This is a genomic window from Schaalia sp. ZJ405 (assembly GCF_011038885.2).
Lineage (GTDB): Bacteria > Actinomycetota > Actinomycetes > Actinomycetales > Actinomycetaceae > Pauljensenia.
The window spans coordinates 1,076,516-1,096,844 of sequence record NZ_CP064952.1; the positions used below are offsets into that span (position 1 = coordinate 1,076,516).

The 20,329-nt window shown below is 57.9% G+C and carries 19 protein-coding genes; 13 read left to right on the forward strand and 6 right to left on the reverse strand.

The features are described 5' to 3' along the window. Nucleotides 1-10 precede the first annotated feature (10 nt). The 11 genes from G7Y41_RS04395 to G7Y41_RS04445 all read left to right on the forward strand — a co-directional run bounded on the left by G7Y41_RS04395 (nt 11) and on the right by G7Y41_RS04445 (nt 10,979). Nucleotides 11-928: a copper transporter gene (locus tag G7Y41_RS04395; RefSeq protein WP_165315278.1), complete on the forward strand. Its 918-nt coding sequence runs from the start codon at nt 11-13 to the stop codon at nt 926-928. A gap of 253 nt (nt 929-1,181) precedes the next feature. Then, complete coding sequence (locus tag G7Y41_RS04400; protein ID WP_165315279.1) at nt 1,182-1,904, forward strand: NUDIX domain-containing protein; 723 nt, start codon at nt 1,182-1,184, stop codon at nt 1,902-1,904. A gap of 105 nt (nt 1,905-2,009) precedes the next feature. Further along, nucleotides 2,010-2,705: a helix-turn-helix transcriptional regulator gene (locus G7Y41_RS04405; protein ID WP_165217539.1), complete on the forward strand. Its 696-nt coding sequence runs from the start codon at nt 2,010-2,012 to the stop codon at nt 2,703-2,705. 85 nt (nt 2,706-2,790) lie between these two features. Beyond that, the gene (gene sufB, locus G7Y41_RS04410) at nt 2,791-4,197 is read left to right on the forward strand and encodes a Fe-S cluster assembly protein SufB (RefSeq protein ID WP_442984256.1); all 1,407 of its coding nucleotides are present in this window, start codon (nt 2,791-2,793) and stop codon (nt 4,195-4,197) included. Nucleotide 4,198: 1 nt separating this feature from the next. Further along, nucleotides 4,199-5,374 carry a Fe-S cluster assembly protein SufD gene (gene sufD / locus G7Y41_RS04415; protein WP_165315280.1) on the forward strand — a complete coding sequence of 392 codons (1,176 nt, stop codon included), beginning with the start codon at nt 4,199-4,201 and terminating at the stop codon, nt 5,372-5,374. Nucleotides 5,375-5,457: 83 nt separating this feature from the next. Further along, complete coding sequence (sufC, locus tag G7Y41_RS04420; protein WP_165315282.1) at nt 5,458-6,210, forward strand: Fe-S cluster assembly ATPase SufC; 753 nt, start codon at nt 5,458-5,460, stop codon at nt 6,208-6,210. Continuing rightward, nucleotides 6,210-7,505, forward strand: coding sequence for a SufS family cysteine desulfurase (locus tag G7Y41_RS04425; RefSeq protein WP_442984264.1), 1,296 nt, complete (start codon nt 6,210-6,212; stop codon nt 7,503-7,505). The genes sufC and G7Y41_RS04425 overlap by 1 nt, the downstream gene beginning before the upstream one ends. Further along, the gene (gene sufU / locus G7Y41_RS04430; protein WP_165315284.1) at nt 7,505-7,972 is read left to right on the forward strand and encodes a Fe-S cluster assembly sulfur transfer protein SufU; all 468 of its coding nucleotides are present in this window, start codon (nt 7,505-7,507) and stop codon (nt 7,970-7,972) included. Before G7Y41_RS04425 ends, sufU begins: the two co-directional genes overlap by 1 nt. Then, on the forward strand, nt 7,969-8,412 hold the full coding sequence (locus G7Y41_RS04435; RefSeq protein ID WP_165214456.1) for a metal-sulfur cluster assembly factor: 444 nt from the start codon (nt 7,969-7,971) through the stop codon (nt 8,410-8,412). Before sufU ends, G7Y41_RS04435 begins: the two co-directional genes overlap by 4 nt. Before the next feature lie 99 nt (nt 8,413-8,511). Then, on the forward strand, nt 8,512-9,285 hold the full coding sequence (locus G7Y41_RS04440) for an ABC transporter ATP-binding protein (protein WP_165315286.1): 774 nt from the start codon (nt 8,512-8,514) through the stop codon (nt 9,283-9,285). Then, nucleotides 9,270-10,979: a hypothetical protein gene (locus G7Y41_RS04445; protein ID WP_165315287.1), complete on the forward strand. Its 1,710-nt coding sequence runs from the start codon at nt 9,270-9,272 to the stop codon at nt 10,977-10,979. Before G7Y41_RS04440 ends, G7Y41_RS04445 begins: the two co-directional genes overlap by 16 nt. Here G7Y41_RS04445 and tgt read toward each other — a convergent pair. Together tgt and G7Y41_RS04455 are read right to left on the reverse strand one after the other, a co-directional pair. Then, a complete protein-coding gene (gene tgt / locus G7Y41_RS04450) occupies nt 10,976-12,310 on the reverse strand; it encodes a tRNA guanosine(34) transglycosylase Tgt (RefSeq protein WP_165315289.1) in 1,335 nt (444 codons plus the stop codon). The two genes, G7Y41_RS04445 and tgt, sit on opposite strands and share 4 nt — an antisense overlap. Then, nucleotides 12,307-13,008 carry a queuosine precursor transporter gene (locus G7Y41_RS04455; RefSeq protein ID WP_165315440.1) on the reverse strand — a complete coding sequence of 234 codons (702 nt, stop codon included), beginning with the start codon at nt 13,006-13,008 and terminating at the stop codon, nt 12,307-12,309. The genes tgt and G7Y41_RS04455 overlap by 4 nt, the downstream gene beginning before the upstream one ends. 238 nt (nt 13,009-13,246) lie before the next feature. Here G7Y41_RS04455 and G7Y41_RS04460 point away from each other — a divergent pair, with 238 nt between their 5' ends. Then, nucleotides 13,247-14,860 (forward strand): ABC-F family ATP-binding cassette domain-containing protein, encoded by a 1,614-nt coding sequence (locus tag G7Y41_RS04460; RefSeq protein WP_165315290.1) that lies wholly within the window; start codon nt 13,247-13,249, stop codon nt 14,858-14,860. Between the two features lie 158 nt (nt 14,861-15,018). Here G7Y41_RS04460 and G7Y41_RS04465 read toward each other — a convergent pair whose 3' ends face one another. From G7Y41_RS04465 to G7Y41_RS04480, 4 genes are all read right to left on the reverse strand, one after another. Then, the gene (locus tag G7Y41_RS04465; protein ID WP_269207963.1) at nt 15,019-15,810 is read right to left on the reverse strand and encodes an amino acid ABC transporter ATP-binding protein; all 792 of its coding nucleotides are present in this window, start codon (nt 15,808-15,810) and stop codon (nt 15,019-15,021) included. Then, nucleotides 15,807-16,715, reverse strand: coding sequence for an amino acid ABC transporter permease (locus tag G7Y41_RS04470; RefSeq protein WP_165214488.1), 909 nt, complete (start codon nt 16,713-16,715; stop codon nt 15,807-15,809). Before G7Y41_RS04470 ends, G7Y41_RS04465 begins: the two co-directional genes overlap by 4 nt. 88 nt (nt 16,716-16,803) lie before the next feature. Then, entirely contained in the window at nt 16,804-17,775 is a 972-nt protein-coding gene (locus tag G7Y41_RS04475) for an ABC transporter substrate-binding protein (protein WP_165315291.1), read from the reverse strand. A gap of 289 nt (nt 17,776-18,064) precedes the next feature. Then, nucleotides 18,065-18,760: a DUF4191 domain-containing protein gene (locus G7Y41_RS04480; RefSeq protein WP_165214499.1), complete on the reverse strand. Its 696-nt coding sequence runs from the start codon at nt 18,758-18,760 to the stop codon at nt 18,065-18,067. A 112-nt stretch (nt 18,761-18,872) separates the two neighbouring features. Here G7Y41_RS04480 and G7Y41_RS04485 point away from each other — a divergent pair, with 112 nt between their 5' ends. Further along, the gene (locus G7Y41_RS04485; protein ID WP_165315292.1) at nt 18,873-20,312 is read left to right on the forward strand and encodes a hypothetical protein; all 1,440 of its coding nucleotides are present in this window, start codon (nt 18,873-18,875) and stop codon (nt 20,310-20,312) included. Nucleotides 20,313-20,329 lie beyond the last annotated feature (17 nt).

The window sequence follows — 20,329 nt, forward strand, 5'->3', positions numbered from 1 at the left end:
GGAGGCTCCGTTGATTAACTTCCGTTACCACCTGATTTCCCTCATCGCTGTTTTCGCTGCCCTGGCGGTCGGTGTTGTTCTGGGGGCGGGGCCGCTCCAGATGCGTCTCAATACGGCGCTCGAGTCCTCGAAAGACAGCGACGGCGGCGCAACTGCTTCGCAGCTTGCGGCGGCCAAAGCAATGGCGTCGACTGAGGCCAAGGGACTTGAACAGATTGAATCGCAGTTCCTTCCGGGGACTCTCACTGATGTTGCAGTAGCTACGGTTGCTCTTCCCGGTGCGGATGAGTCGGATGTTCAGCGTGTGCGTGCTGCGCTTGAGAAAGCTGGAGCAAAACTTGTCGGCGCGGTTGCGCTGACAGATCAGTGGGATTCGACCTCCATGTCGACCTATCGTCAGACCTTGGCGACCCCGCTGGAATCGCATACGAACGCGGATATCCCTGCCGACACAACGGCGGATGGTGTTGTGGGGTATGCGATTGCTCAGGTACTGACAACAACTGGTTCTGAAACAGATCTTGTTCGTGACATCATCACCGATGATTCAACACCGATTCTTGAAATTTCCGAGGACCCCAAGGGTGGCGCACAGGCTCTCGTCCTCGTTGGTGCTCGTTCGGTGCAAACTGCACAGGCTGATTCCCATGCCAAGGACACGAGCGCGCGTGCGCTTGATGCATGGGTGGGAACGGCGAAAGCTATTGCCGCTGTGGCACCGCGTTCGGTACTTGTGGGCGATGCTTCGCAGGATTCCTCAATGGTTGCGCAGCTGCGCGCACTCGATACACCGATATCAACGGTGGATTCTCCCGCGTCGACGCTTGCGGCGCTCAACGCTGCCCTGGCTGTCGCTCAGGCCGGAGATTCCCCGCTGGCACTTGGCGTTGGGGTCGGAGCTGCCAACGCTTTGCCGTCACTCAAGTAGGCGATCATCGCCTCACCGTCGCGTGGATGCGGTGCCCGATGAATCTGTGATTCGGAGTGCACTGACGCGACTGCGCCTGCTGATCGGATGCGGGATCTCTTCGGGACAAGATACGGCCTCGTCCTCGTGTCATTGATCCGAATGCAGTGATATCGCCTGGGCGCTTCCGCTCCTATGGGCGCGACGACGGCGCGTTTTTGCGAGGCGGTTTTGTGTGCCCCGACGACTCATCATGTTCAGAGAGGAAGTGCCGATGAACGCGCACAACAATGGCAACGTCCCAGAGACCACGTGTGACACAGGGGAGCGGGAGCACACGAACATCCGTGGTGCCGATGCAGGATTAGTCGCGGTGCCGGGTGAGCTGAGTGACTGTCACGTTGATCGCGAAGTGCTTGGCTCCGCAGAGATCTGGCGTGGTCGAGTGATGGGCCTTGCCGAGGACGAGGTCCGGGTTGTTGATGGTCAGGATCCCGTGACCCGACAGTACGTTGTTCATCCCGGTGCTGTGGCGATTGTTGCTCTTCGCGGGGACGAGGGCGAGGAGCAAATTCTCCTCGAAAAACAGTATCGCCATCCTGTGCGCAGCGAACTCTTGGAGATTCCCGCAGGGCTTCTTGATATCGCCGGTGAGGACCCTCTGGTTGCAGCGCAGCGGGAATTAGCTGAAGAAGTTGATCTCCAGGCTCAGCGGTGGGATGTCCTTGTGGATTACTTCACCTCGCCGGGCGGATCGAATGAGTCAATCCGGATTTTCTTGGCACGAGATCTGATACCTACGGGTGTGACTTTCGAGCGCGAAGACGAGGAAGCGGGGATGACAGCTACGTGGGTGTCGCTTGATGAGGCGGTGAATCTGGTCTTTTCTGGGCGGATTCATAACCCAAACTCCGTGTCGGGGATCCTCGCGGCCTTCGCCTGTCGTGCGCAGGGGTGGCGGACGTTACGGACAACGGATGCGCCCTGGTTTCGTTAGGTGTTACCCGTGTCATGCGACACCAGGCAACATTATGAAACGATGATGTCACGAAAATGCAGTAGACTGAGTGACCGAGCCGATGTCGGGACGATCGGAGGAACGGTGGTGGAACTACAGGACGCAAATACGCGTGACCGTGTCCTTGACTTAATTGTCGAAAAAGGGCCGGTGACCGCGTCGACGATCGCGAAAATTCTTGGTTTGACCACCGCTGCTGTTCGTCGTCACATCACGATCCTCATTGATTCCAAAGAAATTGCCGAGCATGAGCCCGGGCATTCAGGGAAACGAGGACGAGGACGGCCGGCACGTCACTATGTGGCGACCGAGCGAGCCCATATGCGATTGCAAGATGGATACTCCGATCTTGCGGTCAAGGCGTTGGGTTATCTTGGGCAGGTTGGAGGCGGCGAAGCGATTGAGCGTTTCGCGGCTGCGCGGTCGCGTGAGATCGAGCGCCGCTACGCGCCGATCATTCGCGATGCGGGAACGGATCCGAAGGTCAGAGCCCAAGCCCTTGCCGACGCGCTCACCCAAGACGGATATGCGGCGACTGTCAGAGAAATCGGGGACGGTGATTTCGCTGTCCAGCTGTGTCAGGGACACTGTCCGATTCAGAACGTCGCCGATGATTTCCCGCAGCTGTGTGATGCCGAGACGCATGCCTTTGGACGGCTACTCAACGTCCATGTCCAACGGCTGGCAACTTTGGCAGGGGGCGAACACGTGTGCACAACGCACATCCCTGTGGGAATGCCGGTGATTCGTCCCGCAGCTCGTGCTGCGCTTCGCAAGTAATCGCGAGAGCGCATAACGTCAGTAATGAGAGGTTGACACAACTATGACGCAGTCACCGCCGGTCCCGGACTCACAGGACCGTCCAATGACCGATGACGAGATCATCGACTCTATTGGGGCCTATGAGTTCGGATGGCGAGATAACGACGACTACTCCAAAGATGTTCCCTACGGCATTAACGAGGACGTCGTTCGTTCGATCTCTGCGCACAAGAACGAACCCGAGTGGATGCTTGAACGCAGGCTCAAAGCCCTTGAAATGTTCGAGCGTAAACCGATGCCCACATGGGGACCTGACCTGTCGGATATTGACTTTGACGCTTTCAAGTACTACGTCAATCCCACGGACCGGCAGGTCAAGGACTGGCAGGACCTTCCCGAAGATATTCGCGAGACCTACGACCGGCTAGGGATTCCCGAGGCCGAGAAGAACCGCCTCGTTGCCGGAGTTGCCGCGCAGTACGAGTCTGAGGTTGTCTACCAGCAGATTCAGGAAGACTTGGAACGCCAAGGCGTTGTCTTCATGGACACCGACACGGGCTTGCGTGAGTATCCGGAGCTTTTCAAGGAATACTTTGGACGTTCCGTGCCTTCGGGTGATAACAAATTCGCTGCCCTCAACACTGCCGCATGGTCGGGGGGCTCGTTCGTCTACGTTCCCAAGGGCGTGCACGTCGAGATTCCTCTTCAGGCGTACTTCCGCATCAACACCGAAGCGATGGGGCAATTCGAGCGTACGCTGATCATCGCCGATGAAGGGTCCTACGTTCACTACGTCGAGGGATGCACGGCGCCGATCTACGACACGAACTCATTGCACGCTGCGGTTGTTGAAATTTTTGTTCGTAAGGATGCGCGCGTGCGTTACACGACGATCCAGAACTGGTCGACGAATGTCCTCAACCTCGTCACCCAGCGGGCCATCGTTGAAGAGGGTGCCACGATGGAATGGATCGACGGGAACATGGGGTCGGCGATCACGATGAAGTATCCGGCGTGCTACCTCATGGGGGACAACGCTCGTGGTGAAACACTCTCGATTGGGTTTGCGGGGCCGGGGCAGCATCAGGATACCGGCGCAAAAATGGTCCATATGGCGCCGCATACGTCCTCGTCCATTGTGTCGAAATCGGTGTCACGAGGAGGAGGGCGCACCTCTTACCGCGGCCTCGTTCAGGTGAACTCCCGAGCCCGCCACTCCAAGTCGAATGTTCTGTGTGACGCCTTGCTCGTGGATCAGGTGTCGCGGACCGACACGTACCCCTATGTTGACGTGCGCACCGACGACGTCGAAATGGGACACGAGGCAACTGTCTCGAAGGTCTCCGCCGATCAGCTGTTCTACCTCATGAGCCGTGGAATGGCAGAAAACGAAGCAATGGCAATGATTGTTCGCGGATTCGTTGAACCCATTGCGAAGGAACTCCCGATGGAGTACGCGCTCGAACTCAACCGTCTCATCGAACTGCAGATGGAAGGATCCGTCGGCTGATATGACCACAGGACACGCAATGGCACAGGGACACTCTCACGGAGCAGTGGACAAAGGTGAGCACGCGTCGCGCGGCGACCGTCCCACGTCGTTCCGACTGGAGGATATTCCCACTCCGAGAGGACGCGAAGAGGACTGGCGTTTCACGCCGATGCGTCGTATTGAACGACTCTTCGAACCGGAGAACTACGACGAGGCAGACGCGCCGGTGACGGTGGAAGCCCCCGATGTCGTCCTCGTTGAACAGGTCAATCGAGGGGATGAGCGTCTGGGAACGGTGCTTGCACCCGGCGACCGAACCGCCGTTGTCGCGTGGAACGGATTCGCCGAATCCACCCTCGTGACGATTCCTCGCGACTGCCAGGTGGATACCCCGATCGTCATCACGATTGATGCGGTGGAGGGAACTCGGACGCAGCACCTCATGGTTCGCGCCGAAGAACTCTCCAAGGCCACTGTGATTATCTCGCACACGGGATCAGCCGAGGCCGCGCTCAACCAGACAATTGAAATCGATGCTGCGCAAGCCTCGGAGCTGACCGTCGTCTCCGTTCAGGAATGGGATAGGTCCGTTCTCCACGCATCGAATCATCGGATCGCGGTTGGTCAAGACACGAAACTCACCCACATCGTTGTCACTTTCGGTGGTGACCTCGTGCGTATCAGCGCCGACACGGACTTCCGTGGCACCGGTGCGGAGCTGACGATGCTCGGCCTGTACTTCGTTGACGAGGGACAGCATCTTGAACATCGGGTCTTTGTGGATCACTCGCAGCCGAACTGCTACTCGCGCGTGACCTACAAGGGAGCGTTGCAGGGGGCGAATGCCCATTCCGTGTGGATCGGTGACTGCCTCATTGAGAACACCGCCGATGACACGGACACCTACGAACTCAACCGCAACCTCGTCCTCACCGAGGGCGCGAAGGCCGACTCAGTTCCCAACTTGGAAATTGAAAACGGTGAGATCAAAGGCGCGGGGCACGCCTCGGCGACAGGGCGATTTGACGACGAGCAGCTGTTCTATCTGATGAGCCGCGGGGTGCCGGAAATGGAAGCTCGTCGCCTCGTGGTGCGTGGTTTCTTCGCGGAACTTATTCACCAGATCGGAGTGCCCCAGCTACAAGATCACCTGATGGCACTGATCGAGGCAGAACTGGCCCGAGCACGTAGCTAGTCACGCGCGGTGCTGTGGCGCCGGCCCCCATCCCAGACCTGAATGATTCGGCACTGACAAGAGCCGTCGAGGAGAACACAACAATGTCGACACTGACAATCAAGGACCTCCACGTCACCGTGGAAACAACCGAAGGCCCCAAGGAAATCCTCAAGGGCGTGAACCTGACAATTAATTCCGGTGAGATCCACGCGATCATGGGTCCCAACGGCTCGGGGAAGTCAACGATGGCTTACGCCCTGGCTGGACACCCCGACTATGAGATCACGCAGGGCGAAGCGTGGCTCGACGATCAGCTCATCACCGAGATGAGCGTTGATGAACGTGCGAAGGCGGGGCTTTTCCTCGCCATGCAGTACCCGGTGGAAGTTGCCGGTGTTTCAGTCTCGAACTTCCTACGCACAGCGAAAACGGCGATCGACGGCGAAGCGCCGCAGATCCGTTCGTGGGTTAAAGACGTGCGTTCATCAATGGAAAACCTGAGGATGGATCCGACTTTCGCTGAGCGTGACGTCAACGTCGGCTTCTCCGGCGGTGAGAAGAAACGCCTGGAAATCCTCCAGATGGAGCTGCTTCAACCGTCGTTCGCCGTCCTTGACGAGACCGACTCAGGGCTGGATGTTGACGCGCTGCGCATTGTTTCCGAGGGCGTTAACCGGGTTCATGGGGCCACGGGATGTGGCATCATGCTCATTACCCACTACACGCGTATCCTGCGCTACATCAAGCCCAGCCACGTGCATGTCTTCGTTGACGGTCACGTTGCCGCGCAGGGTGGGCCTGAGCTTGCAGATCAGCTCGAAGAAGAGGGCTACGACAAGTACCTGTCGGCGTGATGATCATGGGAAACGGCGCGAAGGATTTCAGCGACGAGGAATTGGCTGCTCTGCGTGCCGATTTCCCGATTCTTCAGCGGATCGGCAGAGGAGGACAGCCGATCGCGTACTTTGACGCCTCGGCAACCTCCCAAAAACCGAATGTCGTCATTGACGCCGAAGCCGACTTCTATCGACTCCGCAACGGAGCTGTTCACCGGGGAACTCACCTCCTCGGGGATGAGTCAACGTCGGTGTACGAGGACGGGCGCGCTTCGCTGGCGGCGTTCATCAACGGTCGATCCGACGAGGTCGTGTGGACGAAGAACGCAACGGAGGCGATCAACCTTGTTGCTCTGTCGATCGGGCACGCGAGCTGTGGACGCGGGGGAGAGGCAGCAACCTCGCTGGCGATCGGTCCGGGTGATCGAATCGTCGTCACTCAAGCCGAACATCACGCCAACCTTGTTCCGTGGCAGGAATTGTGTGCGAGAACGGGCGCGGAGCTTACGTGGCTGAACCTTTTGCCCGATGGGACGATTGACGGGGACTGCCTCGATGTCATCACCCCGAATACGCGGCTTGTTGCCTTCACGCATGTTTCCAACGTTACGGGTGCGATTTCGCCGGTGGATCTCATTGTGTCCAAGGCCCGCAGCGTCGGTGCCCTCGTCCTCTTAGATACCTGCCAGTCCTCCGCTCACATGCCGGTGGATGTTGCCTCACTGGGCGTGGACTTCGCTGTTTTTTCCTCTCATAAGATGCTCGGTCCCACGGGAGTTGGTGCACTGTGGGGACGCCGCGAATTGCTCAACGCAATGCCGCCGGTGCTCACCGGTGGCTCAATGATCGCCCACGTGACGATGGATCACGCGGAGTACATGCCTCCGCCTGAGCGTTTTGAGGCTGGCTCGCAGCCCATCGCGCAGATTGCTGGATGGTCAGCCGCCCTCGACTATTTGAGAACCGTCGGCATGGATCGGGTTGTGGCCCATGAGGAAGCGATCACCCGCAGGCTCCTGGAGGGAATTTCCTCAGTTGACGGTGTGCGCATCCTTGGCCCCCTCAGCCAGACCAACCGCATCGGAGTTGTCGCCTTCGCAGTCGAGGGGGTGCATCCCCACGATGTCGGTCAGGTCATGGACGGCGAGGATGTTGCGGTGCGCGTTGGGCATCACTGCGCGATTCCGCTCCACACGCATTTCGGTGTGCGCTCCTCAGCCCGGGCTTCGGCCTCGCTCGTATCAACCGGCGACGAAGTTGACAGGCTTGTCGAGTCCCTATCTCGTGTTCGTTCCTACTTTGGAGGGGTGTGATGTCAAGTCTTGAACAGCTCTACCAGCAGGTCATCCTCGACCATTCGCGCATGCGTCACGGCAGCGGCCCAGTTGAGGGCGTTCAGTCGTCCTCGCATCAGGTTAATCCGACATGCGGTGACGAGGTGACTCTCGGTGTGTCATTGGCCGAGGATGGGCACATCGACCATCTCGTGTGGGACGGGGATGGATGCTCGATTTCGCAGGCATCCCTGTCGATCCTCTCCGACTTGACGGAAGGGAAATCGGCCACGGAGGTTTCCCGTCTGTACGCGGCGATGGAAACGATGATGCATTCGCGCAATCAGGGCGTTGATGATGAGGTTCTTGATCTTCTTGGTGACGGAGCGGCCCTTGAGGGAACCTCACAATTTGCCAATCGCGTCAAATGCGCGCTACTGGGCTGGTACGCCCTACGGGATGCATTGGCAAAACTTGGAACCGATATTGCAGGAGAAGGACAATGACAAACCCGATGGCTCAGTCCGAACCAGTGGAACAGCGCTTCCAGGTACCGGGCACACAGGCGGATCAGTCCGCTACCGCAGCTGAGGTCCCAGTGCAGTCAATCAACGGCACGGACATTCAGGAGTTCGGTTCGCTTGCTGCCATTGACGTGTTGGAGGCACTCAAAGACGTCATCGACCCGGAGCTGGGAATCAACATCGTTGACCTGGGCCTGGTGTACGGCATCGTCATTAACGCTGAAGACGAGGTGCGTCTCGATATGACGCTGACCTCGGCAGCCTGCCCTCTCACCGATGTCATTGAACGTCAGGCTCAGGTGATTCTTTCGTCGCTGACTCCCCATGTCCGTATCAATTGGGTGTGGATGCCGCCGTGGGGGCCAGATCGGATTACCGAGGACGGGCGCGAACAGCTTCGCGCCATTGGCTTCAACGTCTGAGAAAACGCCGCCCCGGGATTGTTTCCCGTGGGCGGCGTATTTCCATCGTCATGCGGGTGGAACCAGATTACGCAGACAACATCAACTACTCTATAAAATATGAACGATCTTCAGCCCCTCGATCAGCCGGCGCTTGCTCTGCGTCATCTTGTCAAGGTTTACGGTAACCTGGTCGCCGTCGCCGACCTGTCGCTCGACATTCCTTCGGGTGCCTTTTACGGATTCGTTGGCCCCAACGGTGCCGGCAAAACGACGACGCTGACGATGGCCACGGGGCTGCTTCGGCCCGACCAGGGAACCGCGCATGTTCACGGTGTCGATGTGTGGAACGATCCGCTCAAAGCCCGAAGCATGCTCGGTGTCATGCCCGATGGTATGCGCCTCCTCGATAAGCTCACAGGTGCGGACCTGCTGACACATGTTGCCATGCTCCGCGGTATTGATCGGCAGACAGCGCGTGAACGCAGCGCTGAACTGCTTGAGGTCCTTGACTTGACGCAGGCAGGACGCAAGCTCGTGGGTGACTACTCTGCGGGCATGATGAAGAAGGTTGCGCTGGGAACCGCACTCATTCACGGCCCCTCAGTTGTTGTTCTTGACGAGCCTTTCGAGGCGGTTGATCCGGTGTCGGCAGCAAATATCAAAACGATCCTCAAGGGTTTTGTTTTCAACGGTGGCACGGTGATTATTTCGAGTCACGTGATGGAGACCGTTCAGAGTCTGTGCACCCATGTTGCCGTGATTAACCACGGTCGTGTTGTTGCCTCGGGAACAACGGCTGAGGTTGCTGCCGGTTCCACACTTGAGGAACGCTTCGCGCAGCTCGTCGGTGGACGTCGAACAGATGAGGGGCTCTCGTGGTTCGGCAACTGATGTCCCTCAAAGCACGCATCGTCTGGAACACCATACGGCGTCAGACGTGGGTGCTCGTCATGACGATTCTCGGTCTGCTCTACGGGCTGAGCATGTTAGCTGGCATCACCGTTGGCGTGGTCTTCTCCATTCTCGACGGACACGTCGAGGTCACGCAGTCAATGCTCACCCTCGTCGGCGGCATCCTCGTTCTTGGCTGGTGGATCATTCCCATGACATTCTCTGGGATGGATAATTCCTTGGATCCCCAGCGTTTTGCTCCCTATGTTGGCCCGTCAAAGCGACTGGCATTGGCTATGGCGGTGGCCACAGGTGTTGGTGTTGGCGGAATTGTCACGGCGCTCGTCATGCTTCTGCCCGTTCTTGGCTGGGCGTTGAACGGGCAGTGGCTCGCGGCAATCGTCTCCTTCATTCTCATTCCGCTCGCGCTGCTGACGGCGTTTACGTGGGCGCGAGCTCTGACAACGTGGATGGGTATCCGTCTTCAGGCAACGTCAACGCGCCGAGACCTCTCAGCTGCCGTTTCGAGCCTGATATTCATCGTCGTTGTTGCACCCACAGGCCTGTGGCTCAACTGGCTGACGCGTCACTTTGATCCGTCGTTCGTCTCATTGACTCAGACTGTGGTCAGCTGGACCCCCTTTGGAGCAGTATTCGGAGTTTCCGCTGCCCTCGCACACGGCAATATCCTTGTCGCCCTTGCCAGGCTGGCAATCGCCGTTGTCACTGTCGTTGCCGGTATGTGGCTGTGGAGGCGTGCCCTGTCCTCGGTGATGGGCGGTGTGGCACAGCCGGTATCTGACGAGGCCAAGGAAGCCATCGCGCAGGGACGCTACCTCATTGATCCCTCAGCAGACACCGCGCCGGAGCCCAGGGGACGAGGGCGAGCGGCGTCCTCGTTAATTCCCGCGTCCCTTCCACGGGTTGAGCGGTGGCAGAGTGTGGGCCTGAGCGCACCAACGGCCTCGTTGGCCGCACGGACGGCGCGCTACTGGCTACGCGACGCCCGACTTCTTGTCAACGCAGGAACCATTGTGTTCTTCTTCGCCTTCGCACTCATGTGGAGCCATCTGATGCCCGCCGATGCGGGACCGGACATGGGCTGGTTCTTCATCTTCTTGATGACGATCCTTGTGGGAACGTCTGTCGGATCGCTTGCACAATACGACTCAACGGCACTGTGGATTCTCGTGTCATCACCGATCACAGGTCGGCAGGAGAGACGCGGTCGATTTGTTGGCTCCCTGCCGCTGATGCTTGGGTTGCTCATCCTCGGCACGGTGGTGTTCTCAGTTTTCAAGGGTCTGTCTGTTTCAGAAAGCGCGATGCTCCTGACGCTGATGTGCGGCATATTCGTTTCGTCGTCGATCGTCACCTTCATTGTGTGTGCGCGCTGGGTGTACCCGGTGCAGCCTCCGGGGACATCACCGATGTCGGCGCGAGGCACCGGCTCCATGATGTCAACGATGGTGATCCAGTTGGGGACAATGCTTGCAGCTGGTGTTGTCTGCCTGCCCGTCATCGTCTCCTATGTCCTGGGAACCGTGGGGATCATTCCGGCGTGGGCCGTTGTCCTTATTGGGCTCGTGTGGACGGTGCTCGTTGCTCACTTTGGGCTACTGTGGGCCGGTAAAGTCTGGGATCGTCACAGCGCCGATGTGCTGACAACAATCCGTTCATGGCCAGGACATTAGCCTCGCTGGTAGCGTCCGAGCATATCGTCACGGAAAGCCTCGTAGTCTCCTGACTGGATTGTTTGGCGGATCGTGTCAACCAGACGCACAGTGAACCATTCGTTGTGGATTGTGGCCAATGTTGATGCGAGGATTTCTTTCGCCTTGAAGAGGTGATGAACGTACGCAGCTGAATAGTGTGTGCACGTGTAACAGCCGCACCCGTCAACAAGGGGACCGAAGTCGCGCTTGAAACGCCTATTCGTCACGTTGAAACGGCCGCTGGGAGCGTAAATTGCGGCGTTGCGTGCCACGCGTGACGGGTTCACACAGTCGAAGGTGTCCGCACCGGCCTCGACAGCAACGAAGAAGTCTTCCGGCTCTGAGATCCCCAGGAGATGACGGGGGCGGTCTTCACCGAGTTCTTCGCTGACCCACCCAACGATTGTCCCAAGGTTTTCCTTTTCTAAGGCTCCGCCGATACCGAAACCGTCGAAGCGGATTCCGTCCTCGTCCATTGCGGACATGGTGCGAGCGGCGTGGCGGCGAAGATCCTCATATTGGGCACCCTGAATCACGCCCCACAGCTGCTGGTAAGGCTTACCCACGCGGACCTCGGTCAGTCGAGCATGTTCTCTCAGGCAGCGCCGCGCCCACTCGTGGGTGCGCTCAAGGGAGGATTCCTGGTAGGAACGAGGATGGAGTAACGACGTCAGCTCATCAAAAGCGAACATGATGTCAGACCCCAGCTCATGCTGAATTCTCATTGAGACTTCAGGGGTGAAACGATGCTTCGTGCCATCAATGTGTGAACGGAAAACGACGCCGTCATCGTCAACGACGGCGTTTGATGCTTTCACGGCCTGCATCCGAATGCGTGGATCGTCTGTGGCCCCTCCGGAAAACTCTTGGGAGAGAACCTTCTTGAATCCAGCGCCCAACGACAGAACCTGAAAGCCACCCGAATCCGTGTAGGTCGGTCCCGGCCAGTTCATGAAAGACCCAACGCCTCCGGCCTCGTCAATTAGGTCGGATCCTGGTTGAAGGAAGAGGTGGTAGGCGTTCGCGAGGACGGCCTGAGCACCCAAAGCCTCAACCATTTCAGGGACCAATGCTTTGATGTTGGCCTTTGTTCCCACGGGAATAAATGCAGGGGTATGGATTGTGCCATGAGCCGTGTGGATCGTTCCGACTCGACCTAATCCCAGACCGGTGTCGAGGCGGGTGACGCAATCGAAACCGCGATCACGACCTGAGAAAGTGCCCAGTGGTTGCGCATCCGCAAGGGCGCGAGGAGGTGGCGCAGCGAGCCAGGAATTGGCGAGGACGGAGCCTGCGTGAGGGGAACTCATGCGGCAAGCACCTCATCTTTTGCTAACCCTTCGCGGCGGCGGACCCATGAGATTACACGGTATGTGATGGGCAACAAAACGATTTCAACGCCGACTTTGTAGACGTAGCCGGTGACGATGTAGTTCAGGAATTCCATTCCGGGAATCACACCGAAGAAAGCGATCGTGCAAAAGAGCAGAGTGTCAACGAATTCGCCCACGAGGGTTGACCCGACGAGCCGAGCCCAGAGATGGTTCTTGCCCCACTTTTCGCGGATTTTCACTAAGACGAAAGCGTTGACTAGTTGACCGATGAGATATCCGGTGATGGATGCCAGGACGATGCGGGGAACGAAACCGAGAACAGCCTCGAAGGCTGCCTGATTCTCATATCCGGGACCGACAGGGGAAATCTGAACGATCCAGAAGGTTAGGGAGGCGATGATGGATGCCGCAAATCCCATGAAGATCACGCGGCGTGCTCGCTTGAAGCCGTACACCTCGGAGAGGACGTCGCCGAGGATGTAGGTCAGAGGAAAGAGGATCGCTCCGCCGTCAAACACCAGGTGAATCGGTCCCCAATCCAGCGCCGTGACTTTTGTTCCTGCGATGTTGGAAATGAGAAGGAACGCCACGAACATCACGGCAATGATGTCGAGGATACGGGGTGTTTGTGTCTGCGTGGATACGGGAGTTTCGGTGTCGATTGTCGCGTTCATCGAAAGCCTTTGCTCTGTCGTCAGGTATATGAGTATTTTGCCTTGGATCTCCTCAGTTGCTCGGGAGGTGGTGGGGTGGAGCCGACCACACACCTCGTCCTCGTTCATCAGGAGCGACGCGGTGGTCACGCGGGGTGAGAGAGAGGAGGGCGCTTCGTCCTCGTCCATGAGGAAACGCACGCCCGTGCAGGCGAGGTGCATCCTCGCGTACAACTTGTTGGCCACTAAGATGGCGTGAGTGATTAACGTCCAGAACTTTTCCCTGCGAATCGGCGCTCGCGAACTTGTGCGTGATGTCTCCTTCCGTGTTGACAAGGGGATGCGAATCGGTCTTGTCGGACGAAACGGTGCGGGGAAAACAACGACGATGCGGCTGCTTGCGGGGGAAGCCGACCGCGGGGGAGCAGCGGAATACTCGGGGACTGTGACCTCGAACTCGACCGTGGGATACCTCGCGCAAGACACCCACGTTGGGGACCAATCGATCACTGCTCGCAACCGGATCATCTCGGTACGAGGAATTGACTCAATTATCACGAGGATCCGCAAAGCCGAGCGCGAAATGGCAACCTCTGAAGGGGCACGGCAGATCAAAGCGATGGAACGCTACGTGCGCCTCGATCAAGAATTTACGAACCAGGGAGGATGGGCTGCGAACGCGCAGGCAGCTCAGATCGCTCATTCGCTGGGACTACCGGACCGCGTGCTGGAACAGCCCCTCGATACTCTCTCAGGTGGGCAGCGTCGCCGCGTCGAACTGGCCCGCGTCCTCTTCTCCGACGCTGATGTTCTTCTGCTTGACGAGCCAACGAACCACCTTGACCACGACTCGATCATCTGGCTGCGCGACTGGATCAAAACATTCCCCGGTGGCGTCATGATGATCTCCCACGACGTGAAATTGCTGGGGGAAACGGTCAACCAGGTGTTCTATCTGGATGCGAACCGTGCGCACATCGATATCTACCACCTCGGCTGGTCCGCATATCTCAAGCAGCGTGAAGAGGACGAGCGTAGGCGTCGAAAGGAGCGTGCTCAGGCGCTGAAGAAGGCTGAGCAGCTACGTGCACAGGGCGAGAAAATGCGGGCGAAGGCAACAAAGGCCGTTGCCGCTCAGCAGATGCTCCGTCGAGCTGAGGAACTTGTTGCTCAGGCGGGTGAAGATATTCAAGAGGAAAAGGTGGCGCGCCTGCGTTTCCCTGAACCTCAGCCGTGTGGCCGCGTCCCCTTGACCGCGGAGGGGCTGTCGAAGTCCTACGGGTCGCTTGAGGTGTTTACGGGTGTTGACCTGGCTATTGATCGGGGAGCGAAAGTTGTTGTCCTGGGGCTCAACGGTGCCGGTAAGACAACGCTGTTGCGTCTACTCTCCGGGATTGAACAGCCCGATTCTGGTCGGGTGACCCCGGGGCACGGCCTCAAACTTGGGTACTACGCCCAGGAACATGAGACTCTCGACCTTGACGCGACTGTCCGTGACAACATGGCGCACGCCGCTGCGGACCTTGACGACACGCACCTGCGTAACGTCCTGGGTCAATTCCTTTTCATCGGAGACGATGTCAATAAGTCCACGCGCGTTTTGTCAGGAGGGGAAAAGACTCGTCTTGCTCTGGCCACCCTCGTTGTTTCAGGAGCGAACGTCCTTCTTCTTGACGAGCCGACAAATAACCTCGACCCCGCATCCCGCGAGGAAATCCTGTCCGCGCTGCGCACCTATGAGGGGGCTGTCGTTCTCGTTACCCACGATCCGGGTGCCGTTACCGCTCTGGGGCCCGATCGGGTACTGATCTTGCCTGACGCGGATGAAGACCTCTGGGATGATTCCTACCTTGACCTTGTTACCCTCACTTAATACGGGCTTAATGCTCGGAAGTGATGGGGTGTGATCAGGATGTTAGAAATTCTTGCGCTTCCATAGGGTGGAAGGGGAGAGTCATGTCACCTCGTCCTCGTTAATCACGACGAACACTTCACTGAACGATTCGGGTGAATCTTCGTGAGGGAAAACCTTTAGAGAACCTTGGAGAAGAACTCGCGGGTTCGCGGGTTCCGGGGATGGTTGATGACGTCGTCGGGAGTCCCTGATTCAAGGATCACGCCCTCGTCCATGAAGACCACGTGATCGGCGACTTCGCGGGCAAAACCGATCTCATGGGTGACGACGGCCATTGTCATGCCTGACTTTGCCAGATCCTGCATGACACTGAGAACCTCGCCAACGAGCTCGGGATCGAGGGCGGAGGTCGGCTCATCGAAAAGCATGATCTCGGGATTCATAGCCAACGCGCGGGCGATCGCGACGCGTTGCTGTTGTCCGCCAGACAGCTCACCAGGGTAGTGATCTGCACGGTCACGCAGGCCGACGCGGTCCAGTAACTCAAGGGCCTGTGAGGTTGCCTCAGCTTTCGACTTCTTCGCAACGTGGATCGGGGCCTCGATGACGTTTTCTAAGGCAGTCTTATGTGGAAAGAGATTGAAGCGTTGGAAAACCATGCCGATGCGGGACCGTTGAGCGGCAATCTCCTTATCGGGAAGGTCGTGGAGCTTCCCCTCTTTGTCGACTCGATGTCCCAGGAGAACACCGTCGACATACACACTTCCCGCGCTGATTTCTTCGAGCTGGTTGAGGCAGCGCAGCAGCGTTGATTTTCCAGAGCCTGACGGACCGAGAATGACGCAGACCTCGCCACGGCCGATTTGGAGGTCGATACCTCTGAGTACGTGGAGATCGCCGAAAAACTTGTGGACGCCTTGCACATCGACCATGTGGGAGGACTGGGGAGTGGAGTGAGAAACAGTCATGGGGTCACGTCCAGGAAAGCAGTGTTTGATGAAGAGTTGGCGCTGTCGCGCGTGTCGAAGCCCTTGCCGTAGTGCTTCTCAATGTGGGACTGAATCCACATGAGGAGCGAGGTGATGACGAGGTACCACAGGGCAGCGGCAATGAGGAGAGGAACGGGGGCAAAGAGCTCCTGGCCCTTGGTGCGTGCGACGAAGGTCAGCTCGAGGGTGTAGGGAATTGCTGCAACAAGGGATGTTGTTTTGAGCATCGAGATGGTTTCGTTACCGATCGGCGGCACGATCACTCGCATTGCCTGGGGAAGAATGATCCGGCGGAAAATAACAGAGCGCGGCATCCCCAACGCTGTTGCCGCCTCCCACTGTCCTTTGTCAACGGAGAGCAGGCCCGCGCGCATGATTTCTGCAAGATAGGCGCCTTCGTTGAGGCCGAGGCCGATGAAAGCCATTGAAAACGTGCTGAAGAACGCTGCGGTTTCCAGCTGAGCGAACGTTGGTCCGAAGGGGATACCAATCGTGATGGTCGGATACAGCGTGGGAATGAGTGACCAGAAAATCAACTGCGTGTAAATCGGAGTTCCGCGGAAGAACCAAATGTAGGCTGTTGCAACCCACCTGAGGATCGGGTTGATGCTCTGACGCATCACGGCCATCGTGATCGCCAAAGCTGTGCCAATGACCATCGCGAGGACCGTCAAAATCAGCGTGTAGATCACACCGGTGACGATGGTTCGGGAAAAGAGCCACTGCCAGACAACATTCCACTGGTAGTTCGGATTTGTTGCCAGCGAGTGAAGCATCATGAGCGCGATCAACGCGACGATCACGGCTGACACCCATCGGCCGGGTCGGGGAACCGGTGTGGAGTCTAAAAGAGTGACACCGTTTTTAACTTTGGCTGAAGCCACGGGAATCCTTTAATTCGCTGAGGGCATGGCCACCTCGCAGAGGAGGCCATGCCGGCTTGAACATTGCGTCAGCAACTAGAATTGAAGCTCAGACTGCGGGGTTCATTTCCGCGGTGTCAAGAGCGGCATTCTCTGCGCCGTACGGAGCGAGGAGCTTCGTCAGGTACCCCTCATCCATGAGGTACTGCATTGCCTTCTGAACGGCTTGAGCGAGCTGGGCGTCATCCTTGTTCAGCGCGATGCCCTGGGGGGCTGACTCAATGACGTCGCCGACCTGCTCCAGCTGTCCTTTCGCCAGCTCAATGGTGTAGCCGATGACCGTGGAATCAGCGAAAGTTGCGTCATACTGTCCACCGATGACCTTTGTTGTGATGTCGGTCTGAACATCATGCGGCATAACGGCGATCGCTTTGTTGCCGTCGGCCACGCAGCTCTCCGAGATCTTCTGGACGTATTCCTGCTGGAATGTGCCGTTCTGAACACCGATCGTTGTTCCGCAGATATTCGTCGGATCGAAGTTCTTCGGATTGCCCTTGGCCACAGCGAATGCTGATCCAACCTCGACGTAGGAAATCATCGTTGTCTGTTTCTCACGCTCGGCGGTGATGGTGAACGACGACATGCCGATATCAAACTTCGTTCCCAGTGCGGGGATAATCGTTGGGAACTCTGCGTGTTTGGTGGTTCCTTCTTTCAGGCCCATGACCTTTGCCAGTGCCATCGTGATATCAACGTCATAACCAACGGGGGTCTGGCCGTCTGATGCGCGATATTCGGCAGGGGCGTAATCGGTGGACGCACCATTACGTAGAACTCCGCGTTCTTTCACTGCATCGGGGACGAGGGCGGCGATCTCGTCAACTGTGGGAATCTCGGACATGTCGTAGGGCATGATGTCGCGAGTGCCCATCTGGGACATGTCAGACTGTGAGGTGTCTGAGCTGTCCGAGGAAGGGCCAGACTTTGAGGCACCGTCAGGATCGGAGCATCCCGCAAGGGTGAGCGCAGCGAGGGCGCATGTTGCGGTCAATGCCGGGAGAATTTTGGGAAGAGAGGACATGATCTGCCTTCCATGTTCTTCGGAATAGGAACGGGTATGTCAATGCATATAGTTTATGCATAGGAGTGCATAATATGCATCTTTGGTGGCGAATTATCCATGAAATGTGACCGGGTCCTCGTCAATGAAGATCTCAGCCACGTGCCTAGCGAGCGGTCCCATAGCCTAGATAAGTCAAGATCAGAGGGCCTTCAGACAGGTGCCCGCCTATGCACAAGCTCCCGCGTGTGGGCTACGCGGGAGCTTGTGTGTATCAGGAAAAGAACGAGGGACGCCAGTTAAATCAGGGTCACTGACCCCGCATCGCTCGACGATTCGGACGTGCCTTCATCGGATCAACGCCCTTGGGAATCGGCAACGCCGTGGACTGCACCGCAGCTAAACGGGCGGCAACCTGGGGAACCTCTTCCTTCGTCAAAACCTTCTTCAAGGAGCGCAAACGCCCCTGAATTTTTGGAAGAGGAACCTGTCCTTCGCCCTTACCTGCCTGAATGATATGAATCGGTACGTTCTTGACAACGCGGGACGCACGACGACGCTCCTGGTTGAGCAAATCCTTCACGCGCGACGAGGGGCCTTCGGAGATGTAGACGATGCCGGGGCGACCAATGATACGCCACACGACATCTTGCTCACGGGTGACCTGAATTGGCTGCTCAGGAATGATCCACCCGGTGCGAATCTGCGAAAGCACTGCGTACACCGAGCCAACGGTTCCGTCGATCTGGGCATACATCGCGCGACGCACTAAGAAAGACAACAGTGCCATCGCACTGGTTGCACCGAGGAACACGCCCAGAATGGACCAGAGAATCCAGTTGCCGTGGGTGAGTGCGCACACAATGAGGGCAAGGCAGATCGCCCCGATCCAGATTCCTGCCAGAGCCCACGCAACCCACGGGTACGTGCGCTTGGAGATACGGTATGCGTCGGCGACGTTGTGATACCAACGCCGTTTCTTCTCAGGTGCATTCTTTTCGCTCATAACTCGCCGATTGTACCTGTTTTTTCACCCGAATTTCGACACGAACTGCCCGCATCCACAGGTTGACGCAGAGGTCTTGCCCGATCCATCACAGGTCACTCAAGGTGGACGCATGGAAATCCACGGACACCGGATGGGTGAAATCGTTCACATGACGGCGAGCGGTCCGCTCTGGGCCACAGAGTTTAACGGCCAAGCTGCACTCATGATGATTCGTCCTCCATCGGACGCCTCCGTGCTCAAGAAACGATGGGACGCACTGATGAACATCAATGTCCCACAGGTCGCGCGTCTGCTTTCGGTCGAACAGAGCGACGACGGCCGCTGGGTCCTCATTGAGGAACACGTCAAAGGCCGTCCCCTCGATACACTGATCGGCACGCCCGACTTGCGTCCCCAACAGATTCGTGACCGTATCGTTGCGGACATATCCGCAGCCGTTGATGCACTTGCCCGCGTCGGCATTGATTCCGTTGACATCAGTCCTGCGAACATCGTTGTCACCGAGGAAGGCAGAGCCGTCCTCGTTGATCTCCTCGATGAAATTGCTCCTGGGGAAGGAACGCTGGGCTGGTCCTTACGCGAAGACGGTCTAAGGGAATCTCCTCGGGGGATCTTGGATAAACTCAGCGCTCTCCTTGCCCAACAGCCGGCGCAGACGATGGACGTTTTGCGAACAGTGGCCGGACGTCAGGAAACAGTGCGGCTGAGCAAAGATATGAGACATCGGCAACGGGCCCGTCATCGCGGGAAGAGACGAGGACGAGCTGATCGGCGAGGAGCGAAGCGGGCTGGGCGTCAGGAAACCGCACGGCAGGGCAGGGTGCAGCAGAAGAGAACGCACCGACACAAGACTCGACGACGCATCGGCGCGCGGGCTGGGGATACTCATCGTGGGGTGGTGAGATCGTGGGTCATCGTTACCGCGGCCCTCATATGCGGAATTGTCGTCATCTGTATGAGCGTGTGGCTGGGGAGCGTAGCCATAGCGAAAATGGGGGAAGAACACAGCGATCAGTGGGGAAATAGCAGCGGCATCGTCGCTGAGAGTACGCGTAAGGACGTGCCCAATAGCGACGCGATGGGAGGCAGCCGGACCGGTCGGGATACAGGTGAGAAACGGGTTACCGAGGACGTGGATGCTCAACAATCGACCGCTGATTCGCATCGTCACTGCTTGGGCGAAGGGCAAGCTCTCCTTCGACTCCGCGACATCGCCACCCAACGGGACGAGGCCGTGATAGCTGGGAAAAGCGAGCTGCTCGACGGGATGATGAGTGGCCGTGCGCGCAGCGAGGACGAGCAGCGGATCCAGGCTCTTGAGATGAACGGGATCAAGGTGCGGCAGCTGACAACTGTGATCGCGAACCCCGAAGTTCTTACCTGCACGGTTGATGAGATGACGATCAGAGCGTTGATCTACCAGAAAACGGCACAGTTGTGCAGAGGGGATCAGTGTGCAACGGTTGCGCCGAAAGAAGGGAAATGGATGCGGATCGAATTGGCAGGGGAGCCGCTGATGGTGATCCGTATTGAAGCAGAAAATAAGTGAGTCAAACGTGAAAACGG

Excerpts from the sequence above, each read along its gene's own strand:
- tgt (WP_165315289.1), bottom strand. The coding sequence starts at position 12,310 with ATGAGTTCCCCTCACGCAGGCTCCGTCCTCGCCAATTCCTGGCTCGCT.
- sufB (WP_442984256.1), top strand. The coding sequence starts at position 2,791 with ATGACCGATGACGAGATCATCGACTCTATTGGGGCCTATGAGTTCGGA.
- G7Y41_RS04480 (WP_165214499.1), bottom strand. The coding sequence starts at position 18,760 with ATGAGCGAAAAGAATGCACCTGAGAAGAAACGGCGTTGGTATCACAAC.
- sufC (WP_165315282.1), top strand. The coding sequence starts at position 5,458 with ATGTCGACACTGACAATCAAGGACCTCCACGTCACCGTGGAAACAACC.
- G7Y41_RS04425 (WP_442984264.1), top strand. The coding sequence starts at position 6,210 with ATGATCATGGGAAACGGCGCGAAGGATTTCAGCGACGAGGAATTGGCT.
- G7Y41_RS04485 (WP_165315292.1), top strand. The coding sequence starts at position 18,873 with ATGGAAATCCACGGACACCGGATGGGTGAAATCGTTCACATGACGGCG.
- G7Y41_RS04400 (WP_165315279.1), top strand. The coding sequence starts at position 1,182 with ATGAACGCGCACAACAATGGCAACGTCCCAGAGACCACGTGTGACACA.
- sufD (WP_165315280.1), top strand. The coding sequence starts at position 4,199 with ATGACCACAGGACACGCAATGGCACAGGGACACTCTCACGGAGCAGTG.
- G7Y41_RS04455 (WP_165315440.1), bottom strand. The coding sequence starts at position 13,008 with ATGAACGCGACAATCGACACCGAAACTCCCGTATCCACGCAGACACAA.
- sufU (WP_165315284.1), top strand. The coding sequence starts at position 7,505 with ATGTCAAGTCTTGAACAGCTCTACCAGCAGGTCATCCTCGACCATTCG.
- G7Y41_RS04435 (WP_165214456.1), top strand. The coding sequence starts at position 7,969 with ATGACAAACCCGATGGCTCAGTCCGAACCAGTGGAACAGCGCTTCCAG.
- G7Y41_RS04465 (WP_269207963.1), bottom strand. The coding sequence starts at position 15,810 with ATGACTGTTTCTCACTCCACTCCCCAGTCCTCCCACATGGTCGATGTG.
- G7Y41_RS04475 (WP_165315291.1), bottom strand. The coding sequence starts at position 17,775 with ATGTCCTCTCTTCCCAAAATTCTCCCGGCATTGACCGCAACATGCGCC.
- G7Y41_RS04440 (WP_165315286.1), top strand. The coding sequence starts at position 8,512 with ATGAACGATCTTCAGCCCCTCGATCAGCCGGCGCTTGCTCTGCGTCAT.